The organism is Pseudomonas sp. NPDC089428 (assembly GCF_044749325.1).
GTDB lineage: Bacteria > Pseudomonadota > Gammaproteobacteria > Pseudomonadales > Pseudomonadaceae > Aquipseudomonas.
Map to the genome: position 1 here is coordinate 62,564 of NZ_JBIVHT010000021.1, position 18,008 is coordinate 80,571.

Consider the following 18,008-nt stretch of genomic DNA (forward strand, 5'->3'; position numbering starts at 1 on the left):
GGCACCTGAATCGCCCAAATGCACATTTTTTCATAGAGAAATCGATGACCAAGGAACAGTTGCTGGCCATGTCGGCCGATGACTACATGAACGCTGACCAGCTGGCTTTCTTCGCTGGCCTGCTGCAGGCGATGAAAGTCGAAACCCATGAACGCATCGAGCTGAGCCGTGCCACCATCGAAGGCCTGGACACTCCGTCGGATCCTGCCGACGTGGCGTCGGTCGAAGAAGAGCGTAGCTGGCTGGTCAATGCCATCGACCGCGACCAGCGCTTGCTGCCGCAACTGGAAATGGCCCTGGACCGCATCTCCGACGAGAGCTTCGGCTGGTGCGATGACAGTGGTGAGCCGATTGGCCTGAAGCGTCTGCTGATCAGCCCGACCACCAAGTACTGCATCGAAGCCCAGGAGCGCCACGAGCAGCTCGACCGCCACCAGCGCCAGGTCTGACCCGGCGCAGTGCGCTAAGCCCCATGGAGCAATCCTTGGGGCTTTTTGCGTTTGCTGCGTGAATGCCTTGCGGTATTTATTGCTCAGGGCGTAACACAGCTGTACCGGGATGCGCTGTTTCAAGGCAGCCGCTGGGCGTATCATGACCTTATCGTTAGGGTGCTATCTAAGTGCCGGAGGGAATGATGAACAGCCGAGTCGATGTCGCGGTGATGATCGGTTCAGGTGTGCCAGCGAGCTTGCAGGCACTGGGCAAGCGGGTCTGTTGGGTGGTCCTGGTCAATGGCGAGCGCCGTGGTACGGCGTTCGCCACCCGTGGCGAGGCCATGGAATGCCAGGCCGCCTGGTTGCAGCTCATGCAAGAAGGCCACGCCGCCTGAGCGGTTTCAGGCGTCCAGGCTGCGGGCCAGTGCGCAGGCATCACGGTGCAGTCGGCGAAAGCCCTTGACCCTGCCCGTGGCGCTTTCGGTAACGTGGAAGAAGTCGATACCTGCGGGTATGACCACGTAGCGTGGCCTGCTGTTGGCGCATGAAAGGTAAGAAATGTTCTTTACCTCTCGACGGATTTCAGTGTTTTCGTGCATATTCATTCCCCGGTAATGCGCTGATGGATACCTGAGCCCGTTCTGCCGAGGGGCCTGCAGTCATCTATCGCATTTTTTCTGGCGGGTTTGTTGTCAGACATTGCGCTTCCCTGATAGGGAATATGCCGAAAGCCTGCTTTGAGGCCATATCTGGCAAGCCAGAGTAACGTTTCCTGCGTGCTGCATCGCCAGCAGGCACAGACGTTTCGTGCATCACTTTATTATTCTTTTCGCCTATCGAATTGAAATGGCCGTGCCTCACCGACTCCGAGTGAGGGCGGATGTCACCGGTTTGAGGATTACTTCATTGGCAGTCAGTACACTGGATACCCACGCCTTGTTTGCCCTGGGCGATTTGCGCGGTAAGTTGGCCAAGCTGTTTCAGGGCCGTTTCATCTATGTCACCGAACAGAACCCCGAAGGCCTGTACATGGCCGAGATCGACACCGAAAGCGCCTTGGTGGTCGATGACAAGCAACGCCTGGAGTTGAAAGTCGGCGATCACTTCCGCGCTGCCGTCTTGCCTAGCCGCGAAGGCGGCAAACTGGAAATGCGCTTTCGCGAAATCAAGTTGAACGTATACGGAGTGGGCGACTACGCATTTGTTTCGGTGCCGGAAGGCGAGGGCATCGTGTTTCGCGAAGGCCATGGCGTGATGTTGGTGTTCGCCGCGCAGCAGCAGATTCAAGAAGGCCTGGGCAAGTTGCTCAAGGCGGTGACCGGCAAGGTCGCCAAGTGGCGCAAGGGCGAGCTGACCACCTTCAAGGCCAGTGAATGAGTGAAAGTGACGAAGCGCCTGGTTCGCGTGCCGCGTTTCATCGGCAGCACCAGGCGCAAGCCCTTGCTGAGGCCCAGCGCCTGTTGGCGCAGCGTGAGGTGATGGGCGGGGGCTGGCTGAGCTGGGTGGCAGCCCAGCTGTATCAACTGAGCCCGCCACCTTATGCCGCCATGGTGCGGCGCGAGTTGCAGCGCCTGACCCAAGGCTGAAGTCAGCCGTTTCAGTGGCCGCGGTCGCGGCCACTGCTCACTTCTTCAGGTACGGCTTCCTTCGCCATTCGCTTGCGAAACAGCGCCGCCCGGGCCAGCAGCAGTGTCGTGACCGGTACGGTGATCGACAGCAGGATCGGGATCAGCCAGGCATGCAGCACCGGGTGATCCTTGAGCCAGGAGAAGTAGAAGATCGACGCCAGTGCCACGCACCAGGCACCGATGGTCGACGCCAGCGCCGGTGGGTGCATGCGCTGGAAGTAGTCTTTCAGGCGCAGCAGGCCAATGGCGCCGATCAGTGCGAAGAGGCTGCCGATCAGCAGCAGCGCGGCTGTGACCAGTTCCAGCCAGAACGGCAGTTCAAGGGTTTCGGTCATTCAATCACCTCACCACGCAGCAGGAACTTGGCCAGGGCGAACGAGCCGACGAAGCCGAACAGGGCGATCAGCAGCGCACCCTCGAAGTAGGTGTCACTGGCATAGCGGATCCCCAGCACCAGCATCGTCAGCATGGCCAGGATGTACAGGTAGTCCAGCGCCAGCACCCGGTCCTGGGCGGAAGGGCCGCGGAACAGCCGGATCAACGCCAGGCCCATGGCCAGGGCGAAGATGAACAGGCTGGCGAGGACTGCGTTGGCGAGCAGGCCTGTCATTCGAAGATCTCCATCAACGGGCGTTCGTAGGTGTGCTTGAAGTGTTCGATGAAGGCCGCTTCGTCGTTCAGATCGAACACATGCAGCAGCAGTACGCTGCGGTCCAGGGCCAGTTCCGACCATACGGTGCCGGGTACCACAGTAGTGATCATCGACAGTGCCGCGAGGCCGTGGGCGTCGCGCAGGTCCAGTGGAATGTGCACGAAAGCCGAGCGTGGCGGGCGCTGCCCGGCGCGCAGTACGCCGATGGCCACCAACAGGTTGGAATGGATGACATCAATGCCGACCCGGCCAATCAGCTTTGCCACTGCCCACGGTTTGCGCACATGCGCATATTGCGGGCGCAACGGTGCCATCAGCAGTGGGGCCAGCACGCCCAGTGCTGCGCCCAGCAACAGGTTGCCGGGGCTGAGCGACAGGTTCAACAGCAGCCACAGCACGAACAATGCAGCCGATAGCAGCGGAGCGGGGAACAATCGGCTCATGGCTGCACCTGTACGTCGAGTGTGGTCGGGCCAGGGACCGGGCGGGCGGCCATTACGGCTTCGATGTAGGCGTCCGGCGCCTGCAGGCTGGCTGCAGTGTCCTGGGTGTAGCGCAGCAGCGGTTCAGCCCTGAAACTGAGGATGATGCACAGGCCGAGCAGGACCACGATGGGCAGGCACTCGTAGCGGCGCAGTACAGGTGAGGGTCGCTCTTCGGGCTTCCAGAAACGCTGGATGCCGACCCGGCCGAATGCGATCAGCGAGGCCATGCCTGAGAGGATCAGCAAGGCCACCAGCACCCAGCCCGCCGCCGGCAGAGGTTGCTCGGCTGGCATGCCCAGGCCCTGTGGATTGAACAGTGCGCTGATCAGGTTGAGCTTGCTGACGAACCCGGATAGCGGCGGCATGCCGATGATGAGCAGGGCACAGGCAATGAAACTCAGGCCCAGGAATGCCATGGTCCAGGGGATGATCTGGCCGATGACCACCTTCTGCTCGTCGTCGAGGTTGATGCCTTTGGGCGGGTGCAGCGACTCGAGTGGTGAAGGCATGGCGTCTTCTTCTTCATCCAGCGGCGCCTCGTTGGCCGAACGCGAGCGCTCGACCAGTTCGGCCAGCAGGAACAACGCGCACAGCGCCAGGGTTGAGTTGACCAGGTAGAACAGTGCTGCGCCAGTGAGCGCCGGCTGGGCGAAACCGACTGCGCCGAGCAGGGTGCCGGCGGAAACCAGGATGCTCAACGCGGCCATGCGCTCCAGGCGTTGCGCGGCCAGTATCGACACCGCCGCCACGGCCAGGGTGACCAGGCCCCCGTAGACCAGCCATTGCCCGCCGAAATGCGCCGAAGCACCGGCCTGCCCGGAAAACAGCAGGGTCCACAGGCGCAGTACCGCGTACAGGCCGACCTTGGTCATGATGGCGAACAGCGCGGCGACCGGTGCACTGGCCGAGGCGTAGGCAGGCACCAGCCAGAAATTCAGCGGCCAGATGCCGGCCTTGACCAGGAAGGCCATGGCCAGGATCGCTGCGCCAGCGTGCAGCAGGCCACGGTCGGCTTCTGGCACCAGCGGGATCTTCAGGGCCAGGTCGGCCATGTTCAGGGTGCCGGTCACACCGTACAGCATCGCTGCGCCAATCAGGAACAGCGATGAGGCGAACAGGTTGATGGCGATGTAATGCAGCCCGGCTCGCACCCGTGCGCGGCCCGAGCCATGCAGCAGCAGGCCGTAGGAGGCGGCCAGCAACACTTCGAAGAACACGAACAGGTTGAACAGGTCGGCGGTCAGGAAGGCACCGTACAGGCCCATCAGCTGGATCTGGAACAGCGCATGGAAGCTGGCGCCGGCACCATCCCAGCGGGCACGGGCGAACAGCAGGGCGCTGATGCCGATGACGCCGGTCAGGGTCAGCAGCAGGGCTGAGAGGTGATCCACAACCAGAACGATGCCAAAGGGCGCGGGCCAGTTGCCAGGCAGGTAGACACCGATCGATTCCGCCTGCCCCTGGGTGCGCACCCACAGCAGCAGGCTGACGGCGATGGCCAGCCCGGTAAAGGTCGAAAGCAGGTTCAGGTGTGCCTTGATCTGGCGATGCTTTTCGCCCAGCAACAGCATCACTGCTGCCGTCAGCAGTGGTAGCAGGATGGGGGCGACGATCAGTTGACTCATGCCACTCATTCGTCACGCTCCCGGCCGTCTACATGGTCGGTGCCGGTCAGGCCGCGCGATGCCAGCAGTACCACCAGGAACAGTGCGGTCATGGCAAAGCTGATGACGATGGCGGTGAGTACCAGCGCCTGCGGCAGCGGGTCGGTGTAGTGCAGCAGGTCCTGGGTCACCCCCTCCTTGATGATCGGCTCCTTGCCGATGAACAGGCTGCCCATGCTGAAGATGAACAGGTTGACCCCATACGACAGCAGGCACAGGCCCATGATCACCTGGTAGGTACGCGGGCGCAGGATCAACCATACCCCCGATGCGGCCAGTACACCGATGGCGACTGCAATGACTTCTTCCATCAGGCGGCTCCTGCTTGGCTGGACTTCGACGGGTTGCCCGGGCGGTAGGCACGCACCGACTGGTGCGCCAGGGCGGTGAGAATCAGCAGGGTCGAGCCGACCACCACGGTGAACACGCCGATGTCGAAGAACAGCGCGCTGGCTACGTGCACGTCGCCGAGCAGCGGCAGGTGCAGGTGTGCGGTATGGGTGGTGAGGAACGGGTAGCCGAGCAGCATGGCGCCGACCCCGGTCAAGGTCGCGCAGAGCAGCCCGGTGCCCATCCAGCGCAGCGGCCGCAGGCTCATCTGAGCTTCTACCCATTGGGTGCCGGCCACCATGTACTGCAGGATGAACGCCACCGACATCACCAGGCCAGCGACGAAACCGCCGCCTGGCTGGTTATGGCCGCGCATGAACAGGTACATCGACACCAGCAGGGCGATTGGCAGCAGCAGGCGTACCAGCACTGCGGGCACCATCATGAAGCCCAGGGCGGTGTCGGTGGCATGCCGCGGGTTGATCAGGTCGGTGACCACGTCCGGCGCCAGCTGACGCTGCTGGGCTGGCAACTGCATGCTTTCCTTCGGTGGGCGGAAGCGCCTCAGCAGGGCGAATACGGTCAGCGCCACGGCCACCAGCACGGTGATCTCGCCGAGGGTATCGAAGCCGCGGAAGTCCACCAGCATCACGTTGACCACGTTAGTGCCGCCGCCTTGCGGCAGGGCGCGGCTGAGGTAGAACGACGAGATGTCGTTGGGCGTCGGCCGGGTCAGCATGGCGTACGACAGCACCGCCATGCCGGCACCGACCAGCACCGCCAGCAGCAGGTCACGCAGGCGCCGGGCACGGGCGCGGTCAAGGCTGCCGGGTAGTGGCGAGACGCCTTCGATACGCCGTGGCAGCCAGCGCAAGCCGAGCAGGATCAGTACCGTGGTGACCACCTCGACCACCAATTGGGTCAGGGCCAGGTCCGGGGCGGAGAACCAGACGAAGGTGATGCAGGTCATCAGGCCGCAGACGCTGACCATGATCAATGCCGCCAGGCGGTGATACTTGGCCTGGTAGGCGGCGCCGATGGCGCAGGCGATTGCGATCAGCCACAGCGCGACGAACACGCCGGAGCCGGGGATCTTCGGCCGGTCGCCCCAGCTCAGGCCGCTGTACAGCATCGGCGTGAGGCCGGCGATGAAGGCTGCCAGCACCAGCATGAACAGTTGCGACTGCAGGCGGCGGCTGGTCAGCAACCGCTCGATGCGTCGCGCCAGCAGCATCAGCCGGACCTGGCCGTGCTCGAACAGGCGCTTGCCATTGAAACGCTCGATCAGCGGCGGATACGGGAAGCGTCCACGGCGCAGCTGGTTGCGCAGCAGCAGGTAGAGCACGATACCGCCGCTCATGGCCACCAGGCTCATGATCAGCGGGGCGTTCCAGCCATGCCAGATGGCCAGGCTATATTCCGGCAGCGTGCCACCCACCACCGGCAGTGCAGCGGCGGCCAGCAGCGGGCCGACCGACTGCGCCGGGAAGATACCCACCACCAGGCAGGTCAGCACCAGCAGTTCGACCGGCGCGCGCATCCAGCGCGGTGGTTCGTGCGGCGTGTGCGGCAGGTCCTCGGCCTTGGGCCCGAAGAACACGTCGACGGTGAAGCGTAAGGCATAGGCGACGCTGAAGGTCCCGGCGAGGGTGGCGATCACCGGCAGTGCGGCTTCGACCCAGGCCGTGGAGGTGATGAACACGGTTTCGGCAAAGAACATTTCCTTGGACAGGAAACCGTTCAGCAGCGGCACGCCGGCCATCGAGGCGCTGGCCACCATGGCCAGGGTCGCGGTGTAGGGCACCAGGCGGATCAGGCCGCTGAGGCGGCGGATGTCGCGGGTGCCGCTTTCATGGTCGATGATGCCGGCAGCCATGAACAGCGAGGCCTTGAAGGTGGCGTGGTTGAGAATGTGGAACACGGCGGCGACCGCCGCCAGCGGGCTGTTGAGGCCCAGCAGCAGGGTGATAAGACCGAGGTGGCTGATGGTGGAGTAGGCCAGCAAACCCTTGAGGTCGTTCTGGAACATTGCAGCGAAGGCGCCTAGCAACAAGGTCACGGCACCCGCGCCGCCGACGATCCAGAACCACTCTTCACTGCCCGACAATACAGGCCAGAGACGAGCCAGCAGGAACACGCCGGCCTTGACCATGGTTGCCGAGTGCAGGTAGGCCGAAACCGGAGTGGGTGCTGCCATGGCATGGGGCAGCCAGAACTGGAAGGGGAATTGCGCACTCTTGCTCAGTGCGCCGATCAGGATAAGAGGAAGCAGCACCGGATACAGCGCGTGCTGGCGGATGGTATCGCCGGCAGCCAGGACCTTGTCCAGGTCGTAGCTGCCGACCACATGGCCGAGCAGCAGGGCCCCGACCAGCAGGCACAAGCCCCCGGCCCCCGTTACCATCAAGGCCATGTAGGCGCCGCGGCGGGCGTCGGCGCGGTGGTGCCAGTAACCGATCAGCAGGAACGAGAACAGGCTGGTCAGTTCCCAGAAGAACACCAGCTGGATCAGGTTGCCGGAGATCACCAGGCCGAGCATGGCGCCCATGAATGCCAGGAAGAAGGCAAAGAAGCGCGGAACCGGGTCCTGTGGCGACATGTAGTAGCGTGCATACAGCGACACCAGGCTGCCGATGCCCAGTACCAGCAATGAGAACAGCCAGGCGAAACCGTCCATGCGCAGGACCAGGTTCAGGCCCAGGCTGGGCAGCCACAGCAGTTCTTCGCGGATCACGCCGCCATCGGCAATCTGAGGGTACAGCAGTGCTACCTGGACGGTGCCGACCAGGGCCACGAGCCCGGCAAGGATGGACTCGGCGTTGCGTGCGTTGTGCGGCAGCACAGCTGCCAGGCAACTGCCCACGAACGGCAGAAGCAGTAGCACTATCAATGACATAGCGGTCTATTCTGGAAAGGTTTGCAAGGATCATACGTGCCGGGCCGTTGATCACCAACACGCAAGCTGTCGCAGAATCCTACAAAAGCGCTGTGACAAGCTGTTTTTTTATAACAGTTTCTTACAGAGCATAGACGTTGCCGGGCACTTTACAGGCCGGCTTCGTGTTCGCGGGAGGCTGGTGCGTCGAGTGCTTCGCTGTTTTCACGGTTGCGACGGACCTTCAGCTCGCTGACCACCACGGCGATGACGATCAGTAGCCCGCCGATCAAAGCGATACCGGGCAGACGCTCGCCGGCGATGCGCCCGACGATGCCGGCCCACACGGGTTCACCTGCGTAGATCAGCGTGGCACGCGTTGGCGAAACCGATTTCTGCGCCCAGTTCATCGCCACCTGAATCACCGCGCTCATGGCGCCCAGGCCCAGTGCGCTAAGCAACAGCAACCAGGAAAAGTCGGGCAGGCGCTCCTGGGTCGGGACGATCATCAGGAACGCCAGCAGCGAAGCGGTGGCCAACTGCACCACGGTGACCCGGCGCACATCGACCTGGCCGGCGAAGCGGCTGATCAGGATGATCTCGGCGGCAATGGCCACGGCACTCACCAGGGTAACCACTTCACCTTCGCTGAAGTGCAACGCGCCGCCTTCGGGCCCGGCCAGCAGCATCAGGCCGACGAACGCCAGGCAGATACCGAGGCTCGGCATCAGCCCTGGGCGGCGCCCCAGCACCAACCATTGCAGCAGCGGTACGAACGGAACGTAAAGCGCCGTGATGAACGCCGACTGGCTGCTGCTGATGGTTTGCAGGCCCATGGTCTGCAGGCCGTAACCCAGCATGATGGACACCCCGATCAGCACGCCGGCCTTCAGCTCGGTGAAGGTCAAGCCAGACAATCCGCGCGCCGAGGCCAGGCCGACGAACAGCGCCGCAGCGGCGAAGCGCAGGCCGACAAAGAACATCGGGCCGCTCACGGTCATGACATTGTGCACCAGCAGAAAGGTACCGCCCCACAGCATGGTAATGAACACCAGCACCATTTCTGCCTTGCTCAGGCGAAAAGATACCGCGGTCTGTGGGCTGCTGGTCGGTTGGCTCATGGTCTTGCGCACTCGGAGGGGGCGGCGCACAATCGCCGCAAAGTGGGCAGTATACTGCGCAATTGGTGGGAGTGAGCAATATAGTGCACAAAGATTCCGCGCACCGAGCATCGGTGCTGCAACATGTCAGCCTCAATGTCCGCAGCCTGCGCAATGCGGCCGGGATGAGTCAGAGCGCCCTGGCCGAACGTTCCGGGGTCAGCCGACGGATGCTGGTGGCGATCGAGGCGGGCGAGAAGAATGTCAGCCTGACCACGCTCGACCTGATTGCCGAAGCCCTTGGGGTAGCCTTCAGCACCCTGATCCAGGCCCCGGATCAGCGCGACCCCAGCCGCATCGACGAACTGGCCTGGACTGGCGAGCACCCGCAGAGCAAGGCAGTGCTGCTGGCCAGCAGCAGCGCCCGGCGCGAAGTGGAAATCTGGGAATGGACCCTCGCGCCTGGCGAGTGCTACCGCAGCGAAGCCGATGCCGATGGCTGGAGTGAGCAGATCTACGTGGCCGAAGGCCAATTGACGCTGATCATCGAAGGCGCCGAGCACTGCCTGCGGGTGGGGCAGTTCCATGTGTTCCCCAGCAACTGCCGCTATGCCTACCGCAATGATGGGGAAGTGCCCGTGCGCTTCGTGCGTAATGTGGTGATCTGAGTGGCGCCAGGCTCAGCCCTTGAGCAGTTCGTCGGTCTTCACCACCTTGGCATAGGCAAACGCCAGGGCAGCCATTGCCGAATCGTGCACCTGGGCGGCCGGCACCTGCTTGCCATCGAACTCCAGCGGCAGGGTGGCGCAGGCATCGTGGGCCACGGTGACGTCATAGCCAAAATCAGCGGCCGCGCGGGAGGCGGCGTCGATGCACATGTGGCTCATGCTGCCGACGATGGTCACGGCCTTGACCTGATGCTGGTCCAGCCTCTGTTTCAGGTCGGTGCCAAGAAATGCGTTGACCTTGTGCTTGAGTACCACCGGTTCGCCCGCCGTTGGCGCGACCTTCGCGTGAATGGCCGAACCTTGGGTCCCCGGGGCGAAGAATGGCGCATCGGCGCTTTCGAATTCATGCCGCACGTGAACCACCAGGTCGCCTTTCCGGCGCGCCGCGGCCAGCAGGCGTGCGGCATTGTCAGCCGCCTTGTCGGCACCCTCGAGGGTCCATTTGCCGCCAGGGAAGTAGTCGTTCTGGATGTCGATGATGATCAGGGCCTGCTTGCTCATGTTGCCTCCTGTGGCAGTAGTCGTTGGCTGACGATAGTTATAGGCTGTGGGCACCGACTTGAGGATTGGCGCGATCGACACAATGACGGCAAAAACTGACAGCCCTGGCAGCCTGGAGATCGGCCTGCTGCACTATCCGGGCGCGCAGCGCGCGGCACTGCATGGCTTGAGCGACCTGTTCAGTGTGGCCAATCGTGTGGCCGCCGAGCTGGGCGCGCTCGAACTGCCACAGGTGCGCGTCAGCCACTGGCAGGTCGATGAAGCAGGGCAATTACGCCTGCTTGAGGATAGCCCCGGCACGGCGTGCCAGCCGCTGCGTGTGCTGATCATTCCGCCGAGCCTCGAGTCGACGCCTGCATTTGAGCTGCTGGAGCGACACCGGCAGCCGCTGTGCCAATCGCATGGCCAGGGCACGGTGTTGGCTTCGGTATGCATCGGCGTATTCTTCATCGCTGCCAGTGGCCTGCTCGACGGGCGGGCCGCGAGTACCCACTGGAACTATGCGCAAACCCTTGCCCAGCGTTACCCGAAGGTCCGTGTGGAGGCCAACCAGCCGTTGCTGGATGACGGTGACATCATGACTTCAGCCGGGTTGATGGCCTGGACCGAACTGGGGCTGCGTCTGCTGGAGCGCTACCTGGGAGCCTGCGTGGCCTGGGAAACGGCGCGCTACATGTCTGTCGAGCCGGTCGCCAGGCCGTTGCCGGGGGCGCTGTTCAGCCCGCGCCTGGATCATGGTGACCAAGCGGTGCTGAGGGTTCAGCACTGGTTGCAGGCCGCTGGGGCGCAAGACGCCGACCTCGCCGGCATGGCAGCCTGTGCCGGGCTTGAAGCGCGCACATTCCTCAGGCGCTTCCGTGCGGCCACCGGTTTGAAACCCACTGAGTACTGTCAGCAGGTCAGGGTAGGGCGGGCATGCCGGATGCTGGAGTTCACCCGGCGTACGGTGGAGCAGATTGCCTGGGGTGTGGGGTATCAGGACCCTGGGGCGTTTCGCAAGGTGTTCCAACGCATCACCGGGCTCACGCCAAGCGAGTACCGGCAACGCCTCGCGCTGCCCTGTTCAGGGTAGATGCGGCCCCGGGCCAGCGTCTGCCAGGTGGTCCTGGCGGTTGCGCAGCGGGCACTCCTTCAGCGACATGCAACCACAGCCAATGCAGCCATCGAGCTGGTCACGCAGCCTGACCATTTCGTCGATGCGCCGGCTCAAGTCGTCACGCCAGCGCGCCGAAAGCCGTTGCCAGTCTTCGGCGGTCGGGGTGTGGTCGCTGGGCAGCGCGGCCAGGGCAGCGGCAATCTCAGCCAGCGGTATGCCCAGACGCTGGGCCATCTTGATCACTGCGACCCGGCGCAGCATCGCCCTGGGATAGCGCCGCTGGTTGCCAGCATTGCGGGTGCTCTGGATCAGCCCCTTGGTTTCATAGAAATGCAGCGCGGTCACCGCCACGCCGCTGCGCGCTGCCAGTTGGCCGACGCTGAGCAGTTTGTCGGGGGTGGCTGAGGTTGTGCTCGGCATGGGAAAAATCGCTTGACCTTGAGTTAACTGGAGGTTTTACCCTGCTGGCCATTCTGTAGCAAGCGCTGTAGCAAGGAGACCCGCCATGACGGCCACGCAGCATTCCCTGTGGTTCACTCAGATGATCGAATACGAGGTGCCCGCTTCACGCCAGGCAGCGCTGGCTGAAGCGTTGGTCATGCGCAGCGAAGAGCTGGCAACGCGCTGCCAAGGTTTGCAAAGTGTCAGCATTCAGGCCAGCGACGATGGCAGCCGCGTCTTGCAATACCTGCAATGGCGATCACGCCTGGCCTGGGAGGAGGCTGCAGAGTGTTTTGCTGAAGAGCCATTCTTCGACCTGCTCAGCCGCCATCAGGCGCGAGGTGTCAACTTTGCCGCCTATCAGACGTTGCGCAGCCTGGTACGAGGTGCTGACGGGGGGCTGCATTGCCAGGTCGGTGACAGTCAGGCATACCAGGGGGCGTAGTGCGGGTAGCGGTCCAGGCGTGCGCCGACCACCATTTCGCTGACCCAGGCCGCCAGGATCGCACTGTAGGCCTTCTGGCTGGCCTCGCTGGATAACGCGTGATCGGCACCATCGACGATACGATGGGTCAGCGAGTGTGCGCTGACGAACGCCGAACGGTAGCTCATCAGCGTGGAATGCGGCACGTAGTCGTCCTGTTCCGATTCGACCAGCAGCACATCCCCGGCAAACTCGGCGCAGGCGGCCAAGGCACGATTGTCTGCCGGGCCGAGCGTGCGCTGGCGGTAGGCATTGAGGCGCTGGCGGTCGAGGGCTTGCTTGGGCATGTTCCATTCGTCATCCCAATACATCGCCGGTACCCGCAAGGCCAGCCATTTCACCGGCCGCTGCAGGGTCAGCAAGGTGGCCAGGTAGCCCCCGTAGCTGCTACCGATGATGGCGATGGCGCTGCCGTCGACCGCCGGGTGGCTGGCCAGCCGGTCGTAGGCGGCCAGCAGGTCCTTGAGGTTCTGTTCGCGGGTGACAGTCAGGCGCTGGCTCTCGGTCTTTTCGTGGCCGCGCAGGTCGAAGGTCATGCACACGCACCCCAGGCCGGTAATTTGCCGGGCGCGCGCCAGGTCGCGCTGCTGGCTGCCGCCCCAGCCGTGGACGAAGAGAATGCCGGGCATCTTGCTGCCAGGGCTGACCAGGGTGCCGGCGATGCTGTCACCATCGACCTGCAGTTCCACGGTTTCACTCTGAATGCTCATGCTGGCGAATCCGCGCGTACTTGCTGAATTGTCCGAGTTCACTGTCGTTTCCTTGATAGAAGAGGGTGGCGTCAGTGGGCAGGTCGGGGACACCGAATACTTCATGGGTGGATGCGCATACCTGCTGCAGGGCCGGGTCGTCGGCAAATGCCTGCAATGCCAGGAGCTCTGCGCTGCTGGCGCCCCCCACACGCCAGGATTGTTCGAGCACGCCGCTGCGCAAATGGCCCTGGGCCGTGGTGCCGCGGGCGATGTCGTAGTTGCGTCGCGAGGCGATGAAGTCAGGGAAATGCTGTTCGGCGGCTTGCTCGTAGACCATAGCCTGGTTGATCGCCAGGCGTAGATGGTCCTCCAGAGGCAGCTGCAGCAGGGCATGGTAGTCACCCCGTACCACGACCAGTTCGGAGCCACCGTAGACCTCGATGCCTTGGTGGTCATGGGTCAGCTGCTGGGTACCGTGATAGCTGCAGGTCAGGCCGGCGACGCGGACCTGGCCGACGCTGAAGGTCTCGACCTTGCTGAGGTCCTCCTCCAGCACAAGGCCCCACAGGGCCAGGTCCCGTTCATCGATGCTGGCCAACAGCGGCTCCAGTTCATCCGCCTCGGTGATGACGCGCTGGCCACGGCCGGCACAAGCCAGTACCGGCTTCACGCGCAGCGGGCCGTCACGCAGCAGCAGCCGGGCGGCGCGCCGGGCATCGGCCTTGCTGAACACGGTGTAGCCGCAGAGCAGGGCATCACTGGCTTGGTGGGCGAAGGCATCGGTCCAGCCCGGCGGGAATTCGGCATCGGCCGGCAGCGGGTGGGAAATCGCCTTGGTAGCCATGTAGGGGTGGCTGACCAAGCCGCCGAACAGGTCCTGCTCGCTGCGAATGCCCATGGCGGCGTAACGCTCAGGGCCGACCAGGGTTTCGCTTGGCAGGTAATAGTAGTGTGGCTCTTCCCTGGCCGGCACATCGGCCAGCACGGCATCGCAGCCCAGCAGCCGGGCCAGACGATCAGCAAGCTTCAGGTGCACGGCATGTTCATGTTCCGGGGTGTGTTCGCGGGTATCGAGCAGCACCACGGCGGTCTTCTGGTCGCAGGCACTGGGCATGGGCATCTGCCTCTGCGCAATGAATGTACAGGTTGTGAAGCCTGTGCCAGCGGTAAGTTCAGCTGGAAATGACTGATGGTCCAGAGTCGGTTGTAGGAAGCGTCTTTTTTGCAGGTGGCGTCGTGGGCATAGCATGCCGTGAGTCGGTCGCCACGATTGCGGCACCGTGGCAGCTGTTCCATTATCCTCATCCTGGAATAACCACGATGTGTCCGCAGGAGTGCGCATGAACGTTCAGACCACCATTCAGCAAAGTGTGCCGGAGCGCCTGGCGCGCGTGCGCGCAGTCATGGCGCGGGAGGGGGTCGATGCCCTGCTGGTGCCGTCGGCCGACCCGCATCTTTCCGAATATCTGCCGGGCTACTGGCAGGGGCGTCGGTGGCTGTCGGGGTTCGATGGCTCGGTGGGCACCTTGGTGGTGACTGCGGACTTTGCTGGAGTGTGGGTCGACAGCCGCTATTGGGAGCAAGCCGAGAAGGAGCTGGCCGGTAGCGGCATCGCCTTGATGAAGCTGTTGCCGGGCAAGCCGGGCGCGCTTGAGTGGCTCGGGGACAATGTCCGGGAGGATGGCGCCGTGGCTGTGGATGGTGCGGTCATGGCACTGGCGCCAGCGCGTCAACTGGAAGAACGGCTCAAGGCTCGCAAGGCCCGCCTGGTAACCGATCGGGACTTGCTCGCCGAAGTCTGGGAGGGACGCCCGGCGCTGCCTGGCAACCCGGTGTATCAGCATCTGCCGCCCCATGCCACGGTCAGCCGGGCCGAGAAGCTCGCCCAGCTGCGGGCAACGCTGCAGGAGAAGGGCGCTGATTGGCACTTCATTGCGACCCTGGACGACATCGCCTGGCTGTTCAACCTGCGCGGCAGTGATGTGTCGTACAACCCGGTTTTCGTTTCCTTTGCATTGGTCGGCAAAGCGCAGGCGATCCTGTTCGTCGGAGCCGGAAAGCTCGATGAGCATTTGCGCCATGTGCTCGAGGTCGATGGCATCGAAGTGCGCGATTACGCGGCGGTGCACGATGCCTTGGCGCAGTTGGCGGCCGATAGCCGGCTGCTGGTCGATCCGGCTCGCGTGACCTGCGGCCTGCTGAAAAGCCTGGATGCCCGGGTGCAACTGGTGGAAGGACTCAATCCGACCACCTTGAGCAAATCACGCAAAGGGGAAGAGGAGCTGGTGCATGTACGCCAGGTGATGGAGCAGGATGGCGCGGCCTTGTGCGAATTCTTCGCCTGGTTTGAAGCGCATCAGGGCCAGGAGGTCATTACCGAGCTGACGGTCGATGAACAGTTGAGTGCTGCACGTGCCCGCCGGCCCGGCTTCGTCTCGCTGAGTTTTTCGACCATCGCGGCATTCAACGGTAATGGCGCGATGCCGCATTACCGTGCTACCGAAGAATCCCATGCGGTCATCGAAGGTGACGGCCTGCTGTTGATCGATTCTGGAGGGCAGTATCTGGGAGGTACCACCGACATCACGCGAATGGTTCCGGTGGGTAATCCGACGCTGGAGCAGAAGCAGGACTGCACGCGCGTGCTCAAGGGCATGATCGCCTTGTCGCGTGCCAGCTTCCCGCGCGGCATCCTGTCACCGTTGCTCGATGCCATCGCGCGGGCGCCGATCTGGGCAGACCAGGTCGACTACGGTCATGGCACCGGGCATGGTGTGGGCTACTTCATGAACGTGCACGAAGGCCCGCAGGTGATTGCCTACCAAGCGGCGACCACGCCGCAGACGGCAATGCAGGTAGGCATGATCAGTTCGATCGAACCGGGCACCTACCGGCCTGGCGCGTGGGGTGTGCGTATCGAGAACCTGGTAGCCAACCGCGAGTCGGGCAAGAGTGCGTTTGGTGACTTCCTGCGGTTTGAGACTTTGACCCTGTGCCCTATCGACACCCGTTGCCTGCTTCCCGAGATGCTGGCCAAGGAAGAGCGGGATTGGCTGAACCAATACCACGCAACAGTGCGTGAGCGTCTGGCGCCCTTGCTGCAAGGGGCTGCGCTGGACTGGCTGCAGGCGCGTACAGCGCCGCTCTAAGCGGTTTCATGGCAAGTCGGCAAATGAAAAAGGGCAGCTCGTGGGCTGCCCTTTCTTATTTACAGATGACGATCATGCTACGGCTGGTATAGCCGGCGGGGTTGATGCCGAACAGGTAGTCACCGGGCTCTTCGTCAGTGTCGCCGGAGCGGGCGATCACCTTGTAACCGCGAGCGCTGCAGGACGTGGCCGCCTTGCTATAGCACTTGTCCCACGACGAAGACAGGCCGGAGCAATTGATATGCAGGCCCTTTTTCCCCTTTTTGACCTCAGTCTTGGCCGTTGCGGCGCATCCGGCAATGGCCAAGACGGCCAGGATGAGCAAAATACGTTTCATTCCTGTCCTTAAATGCAGGGCTGATCAGCTGTCTGGCCCTGTCGTTATCGCTTTGGTTCTTCTTGAATCTTTCTCGCCTTCCGTGTGCGCACAAGTAGATAGCGTAGAGATTATGATTTTGTGACAGCTTAATCAGCAGGACGTAGGGGGACAATGATTAATCGTGTCTCAAATGAATCTTCATCTCAAATCAGTCTGCGGCGACTACCGGATTCGACTCTCGGCGCATGGACAGTGTAGCGCCGGCCGAGGCTGCGATGATGGCGAGAATCGCCAGCCACTGGGTAGTGCTCAGTACTTCGCCCAGGAACAGCAGGCCTGAGAGTGCGCCGATCGCCGGTTCGATGCTCATCAATGTACCGAAAGTACGGGCTGGCATGCGGGTCAGGGCGACCATCTCCAGGCTATAGGGCAGGGCGGTCGAAAGTACTGCGACGCCCAGAGCCAGCGGGATTACAGCAGGGGTGAGCAATGCACTGCCGGCATGGGCGATACCGATGGGCGCAACAAACAACGCGGCGACCACCACGCCGAGGGCGGCGCTCTGGATCCCGTGCTCGGCGCCGGCGCGTTGGCCGAACAGGATGTACAGTGCCCAGCACACGCCTGCGCCAAGCGCATACGCAGCACCCTGTACATCAAGTGGCTGGCCGCCATGTCCGACTGGCAGCAACAGCAACAGGCCGACAACCGCCAGGGCAATCCACACGAAGTCAAGTGCACGGCGCGAGGCGAACAGCGCCACGGCCAGCGGGCCGGTGAACTCAAGGGCAACGGCGATACCCAGCGGTGTGGTTTGCAGCGACATATAGAAGAGGAAATTCATGCCTCCCAGGGACATGCCGTAGATGACGACGTTGCGCAGGGTGTTAGCCGTCATGCGCACGCGCCAGGGTCGCAGGATCAGCAACATGATGATGCTCGCGAAAATCAGGCGCAGGGTGGTAGTGCCTTGAGCGCCGATGATGGGGAACATGCTTTTGGCCAATGAGGCGCCGGACTGGATCGAGGCCATGGCAATGAGCAGCAAGCCGATCGGGAAGAGGGTGGCGGCCAGGCTGCGGGGCTGGGTGTTCATTTATGTGCGGCTATCCTTGGGATGTGTGCAGGGGTGTGCAATATAGTGCGCAATTGCTTGGGCCGGGTGCAAGGGGATGGCTTGGGATTGGGTTGGTTTCAAGAGATGCCTGCCTTTAGTAGTCTGGCGCCTTTGAGGTCGAGCGCCGCGCGGGCGGCGCTCGATCTCACAGGCCCTGCAAGGCTTGTGGCAAACACCTGGTGGCCCTGATACGGTCTTTTCCCTCTCATATTTCAATCTCTTGAAATTAAAGGTTGACGCCCATCCGAATCCCCTTATAATGCGCCCCACTTCCAGCGACAACGGAACGACAAACTCCTTGAGATTCAACGAG

General features: G+C 63.0%; 21 protein-coding genes. 8 read left to right on the forward strand and 13 right to left on the reverse strand.

Translation table 11 applies throughout. The features are described from left to right. Positions 1 to 44 precede the first annotated feature (44 nt). The 4 genes from ACIPZ5_RS25260 to ACIPZ5_RS25275 all read left to right on the forward strand — a co-directional run bounded on the left by ACIPZ5_RS25260 (position 45) and on the right by ACIPZ5_RS25275 (position 2,020). Positions 45 to 449, forward strand: coding sequence for a TraR/DksA C4-type zinc finger protein (locus ACIPZ5_RS25260; protein WP_027919101.1), 405 nt, complete (start codon positions 45 to 47; stop codon positions 447 to 449). Positions 450 to 634: 185 nt separating this feature from the next. Then, positions 635 to 829, forward strand: coding sequence for a hypothetical protein (locus ACIPZ5_RS25265; protein WP_085673018.1), 195 nt, complete (start codon positions 635 to 637; stop codon positions 827 to 829). 511 nt (positions 830 to 1,340) lie between these two features. Next, complete coding sequence (locus ACIPZ5_RS25270) at positions 1,341 to 1,811, forward strand: hypothetical protein (protein ID WP_313712548.1); 471 nt, start codon at positions 1,341 to 1,343, stop codon at positions 1,809 to 1,811. Beyond that, entirely contained in the window at positions 1,808 to 2,020 is a 213-nt protein-coding gene (locus tag ACIPZ5_RS25275) for a hypothetical protein (protein WP_313712547.1), read from the forward strand. Before ACIPZ5_RS25270 ends, ACIPZ5_RS25275 begins: the two co-directional genes overlap by 4 nt. A gap of 11 nt (positions 2,021 to 2,031) precedes the next feature. On the opposite strand, the gene ACIPZ5_RS25280 is transcribed toward ACIPZ5_RS25275, so the two are convergent. The 7 genes from ACIPZ5_RS25280 to ACIPZ5_RS25310 form a co-directional block, all read right to left on the reverse strand. Next, a complete protein-coding gene (locus ACIPZ5_RS25280) occupies positions 2,032 to 2,397 on the reverse strand; it encodes a Na+/H+ antiporter subunit G (RefSeq protein WP_343598527.1) in 366 nt (121 codons plus the stop codon). After that, positions 2,394 to 2,672 carry a K+/H+ antiporter subunit F gene (locus ACIPZ5_RS25285; RefSeq protein WP_003250109.1) on the reverse strand — a complete coding sequence of 93 codons (279 nt, stop codon included), beginning with the start codon at positions 2,670 to 2,672 and terminating at the stop codon, positions 2,394 to 2,396. The genes ACIPZ5_RS25280 and ACIPZ5_RS25285 overlap by 4 nt, the downstream gene beginning before the upstream one ends. Beyond that, complete coding sequence (locus ACIPZ5_RS25290; RefSeq protein WP_343598526.1) at positions 2,669 to 3,157, reverse strand: Na+/H+ antiporter subunit E; 489 nt, start codon at positions 3,155 to 3,157, stop codon at positions 2,669 to 2,671. Before ACIPZ5_RS25290 ends, ACIPZ5_RS25285 begins: the two co-directional genes overlap by 4 nt. Continuing rightward, positions 3,154 to 4,833, reverse strand: a complete 1,680-nt coding sequence (locus ACIPZ5_RS25295) for a monovalent cation/H+ antiporter subunit D (RefSeq protein WP_400811253.1) — start codon at positions 4,831 to 4,833, stop codon at positions 3,154 to 3,156. Before ACIPZ5_RS25295 ends, ACIPZ5_RS25290 begins: the two co-directional genes overlap by 4 nt. Beyond that, on the reverse strand, positions 4,830 to 5,174 hold the full coding sequence (locus ACIPZ5_RS25300) for a Na+/H+ antiporter subunit C (protein WP_012315281.1): 345 nt from the start codon (positions 5,172 to 5,174) through the stop codon (positions 4,830 to 4,832). The genes ACIPZ5_RS25295 and ACIPZ5_RS25300 overlap by 4 nt, the downstream gene beginning before the upstream one ends. Beyond that, positions 5,174 to 8,089: a monovalent cation/H+ antiporter subunit A gene (locus ACIPZ5_RS25305; protein ID WP_400811255.1), complete on the reverse strand. Its 2,916-nt coding sequence runs from the start codon at positions 8,087 to 8,089 to the stop codon at positions 5,174 to 5,176. The genes ACIPZ5_RS25300 and ACIPZ5_RS25305 overlap by 1 nt, the downstream gene beginning before the upstream one ends. Positions 8,090 to 8,238: 149 nt before the next feature. Further along, on the reverse strand, positions 8,239 to 9,189 hold the full coding sequence (locus ACIPZ5_RS25310; RefSeq protein ID WP_343598523.1) for a DMT family transporter: 951 nt from the start codon (positions 9,187 to 9,189) through the stop codon (positions 8,239 to 8,241). Positions 9,190 to 9,272: 83 nt separating this feature from the next. Here ACIPZ5_RS25310 and ACIPZ5_RS25315 point away from each other — a divergent pair, with 83 nt between their 5' ends. Next, positions 9,273 to 9,836 carry an XRE family transcriptional regulator gene (locus ACIPZ5_RS25315; RefSeq protein ID WP_343598522.1) on the forward strand — a complete coding sequence of 188 codons (564 nt, stop codon included), beginning with the start codon at positions 9,273 to 9,275 and terminating at the stop codon, positions 9,834 to 9,836. A 12-nt stretch (positions 9,837 to 9,848) separates the two neighbouring features. Here ACIPZ5_RS25315 and ACIPZ5_RS25320 read toward each other — a convergent pair whose 3' ends face one another. Next, complete coding sequence (locus ACIPZ5_RS25320) at positions 9,849 to 10,397, reverse strand: cysteine hydrolase family protein (protein ID WP_343598521.1); 549 nt, start codon at positions 10,395 to 10,397, stop codon at positions 9,849 to 9,851. Between the two features lie 82 nt (positions 10,398 to 10,479). Here ACIPZ5_RS25320 and ACIPZ5_RS25325 point away from each other — a divergent pair, with 82 nt between their 5' ends. Next, entirely contained in the window at positions 10,480 to 11,469 is a 990-nt protein-coding gene (locus ACIPZ5_RS25325) for a GlxA family transcriptional regulator (RefSeq protein ID WP_400811260.1), read from the forward strand. Here ACIPZ5_RS25325 and soxR read toward each other — a convergent pair. Continuing rightward, positions 11,461 to 11,913: a redox-sensitive transcriptional activator SoxR gene (soxR, locus tag ACIPZ5_RS25330; protein WP_400811262.1), complete on the reverse strand. Its 453-nt coding sequence runs from the start codon at positions 11,911 to 11,913 to the stop codon at positions 11,461 to 11,463. The genes ACIPZ5_RS25325 and soxR overlap by 9 nt on opposite strands. A gap of 85 nt (positions 11,914 to 11,998) precedes the next feature. Between soxR and ACIPZ5_RS25335 the strand changes: the two genes are divergently transcribed. After that, positions 11,999 to 12,379, forward strand: coding sequence for an antibiotic biosynthesis monooxygenase (locus ACIPZ5_RS25335; protein WP_343598518.1), 381 nt, complete (start codon positions 11,999 to 12,001; stop codon positions 12,377 to 12,379). On the opposite strand, the gene ACIPZ5_RS25340 is transcribed toward ACIPZ5_RS25335, so the two are convergent. Together ACIPZ5_RS25340 and ACIPZ5_RS25345 are read right to left on the reverse strand one after the other, a co-directional pair. After that, on the reverse strand, positions 12,358 to 13,128 hold the full coding sequence (locus ACIPZ5_RS25340; RefSeq protein ID WP_343598517.1) for an alpha/beta fold hydrolase: 771 nt from the start codon (positions 13,126 to 13,128) through the stop codon (positions 12,358 to 12,360). The two genes, ACIPZ5_RS25335 and ACIPZ5_RS25340, sit on opposite strands and share 22 nt — an antisense overlap. Continuing rightward, positions 13,112 to 14,230 carry a DUF3182 family protein gene (locus ACIPZ5_RS25345; RefSeq protein ID WP_343598516.1) on the reverse strand — a complete coding sequence of 373 codons (1,119 nt, stop codon included), beginning with the start codon at positions 14,228 to 14,230 and terminating at the stop codon, positions 13,112 to 13,114. Before ACIPZ5_RS25345 ends, ACIPZ5_RS25340 begins: the two co-directional genes overlap by 17 nt. 220 nt (positions 14,231 to 14,450) lie before the next feature. Between ACIPZ5_RS25345 and ACIPZ5_RS25350 the strand changes: the two genes are divergently transcribed. Then, positions 14,451 to 16,259, forward strand: a complete 1,809-nt coding sequence (locus ACIPZ5_RS25350) for an aminopeptidase P family protein (RefSeq protein ID WP_343598515.1) — start codon at positions 14,451 to 14,453, stop codon at positions 16,257 to 16,259. Positions 16,260 to 16,314: 55 nt separating this feature from the next. Here the strand turns inward: ACIPZ5_RS25350 and ACIPZ5_RS25355 are convergent, their stop codons facing one another. Further along, the gene (locus tag ACIPZ5_RS25355) at positions 16,315 to 16,596 is read right to left on the reverse strand and encodes a hypothetical protein (RefSeq protein ID WP_343598514.1); all 282 of its coding nucleotides are present in this window, start codon (positions 16,594 to 16,596) and stop codon (positions 16,315 to 16,317) included. A 190-nt stretch (positions 16,597 to 16,786) separates the two neighbouring features. Next, positions 16,787 to 17,674, reverse strand: a complete 888-nt coding sequence (rhtA, locus tag ACIPZ5_RS25360; protein WP_343598513.1) for a threonine/homoserine exporter RhtA — start codon at positions 17,672 to 17,674, stop codon at positions 16,787 to 16,789. Positions 17,675 to 18,008: the final 334 nt, after the last annotated feature.

Excerpts from the sequence above, each read along its gene's own strand:
- ACIPZ5_RS25260 (WP_027919101.1), top strand. The coding sequence starts at position 45 with ATGACCAAGGAACAGTTGCTGGCCATGTCGGCCGATGACTACATGAAC.
- ACIPZ5_RS25265 (WP_085673018.1), top strand. The coding sequence starts at position 635 with ATGAACAGCCGAGTCGATGTCGCGGTGATGATCGGTTCAGGTGTGCCA.
- ACIPZ5_RS25275 (WP_313712547.1), top strand. The coding sequence starts at position 1,808 with ATGAGTGAAAGTGACGAAGCGCCTGGTTCGCGTGCCGCGTTTCATCGG.
- ACIPZ5_RS25280 (WP_343598527.1), bottom strand. The coding sequence starts at position 2,397 with ATGACCGAAACCCTTGAACTGCCGTTCTGGCTGGAACTGGTCACAGCC.
- ACIPZ5_RS25285 (WP_003250109.1), bottom strand. The coding sequence starts at position 2,672 with ATGACAGGCCTGCTCGCCAACGCAGTCCTCGCCAGCCTGTTCATCTTC.
- ACIPZ5_RS25290 (WP_343598526.1), bottom strand. The coding sequence starts at position 3,157 with ATGAGCCGATTGTTCCCCGCTCCGCTGCTATCGGCTGCATTGTTCGTG.
- ACIPZ5_RS25295 (WP_400811253.1), bottom strand. The coding sequence starts at position 4,833 with ATGAGTGGCATGAGTCAACTGATCGTCGCCCCCATCCTGCTACCACTG.
- ACIPZ5_RS25300 (WP_012315281.1), bottom strand. The coding sequence starts at position 5,174 with ATGGAAGAAGTCATTGCAGTCGCCATCGGTGTACTGGCCGCATCGGGG.
- ACIPZ5_RS25305 (WP_400811255.1), bottom strand. The coding sequence starts at position 8,089 with ATGTCATTGATAGTGCTACTGCTTCTGCCGTTCGTGGGCAGTTGCCTG.
- ACIPZ5_RS25310 (WP_343598523.1), bottom strand. The coding sequence starts at position 9,189 with ATGAGCCAACCGACCAGCAGCCCACAGACCGCGGTATCTTTTCGCCTG.
- ACIPZ5_RS25320 (WP_343598521.1), bottom strand. The coding sequence starts at position 10,397 with ATGAGCAAGCAGGCCCTGATCATCATCGACATCCAGAACGACTACTTC.
- ACIPZ5_RS25325 (WP_400811260.1), top strand. The coding sequence starts at position 10,480 with ATGACGGCAAAAACTGACAGCCCTGGCAGCCTGGAGATCGGCCTGCTG.
- soxR (WP_400811262.1), bottom strand. The coding sequence starts at position 11,913 with ATGCCGAGCACAACCTCAGCCACCCCCGACAAACTGCTCAGCGTCGGC.
- ACIPZ5_RS25335 (WP_343598518.1), top strand. The coding sequence starts at position 11,999 with ATGACGGCCACGCAGCATTCCCTGTGGTTCACTCAGATGATCGAATAC.
- ACIPZ5_RS25340 (WP_343598517.1), bottom strand. The coding sequence starts at position 13,128 with ATGAGCATTCAGAGTGAAACCGTGGAACTGCAGGTCGATGGTGACAGC.
- ACIPZ5_RS25345 (WP_343598516.1), bottom strand. The coding sequence starts at position 14,230 with ATGCCCATGCCCAGTGCCTGCGACCAGAAGACCGCCGTGGTGCTGCTC.
- ACIPZ5_RS25350 (WP_343598515.1), top strand. The coding sequence starts at position 14,451 with ATGAACGTTCAGACCACCATTCAGCAAAGTGTGCCGGAGCGCCTGGCG.
- ACIPZ5_RS25355 (WP_343598514.1), bottom strand. The coding sequence starts at position 16,596 with ATGAAACGTATTTTGCTCATCCTGGCCGTCTTGGCCATTGCCGGATGC.
- rhtA (WP_343598513.1), bottom strand. The coding sequence starts at position 17,674 with ATGAACACCCAGCCCCGCAGCCTGGCCGCCACCCTCTTCCCGATCGGC.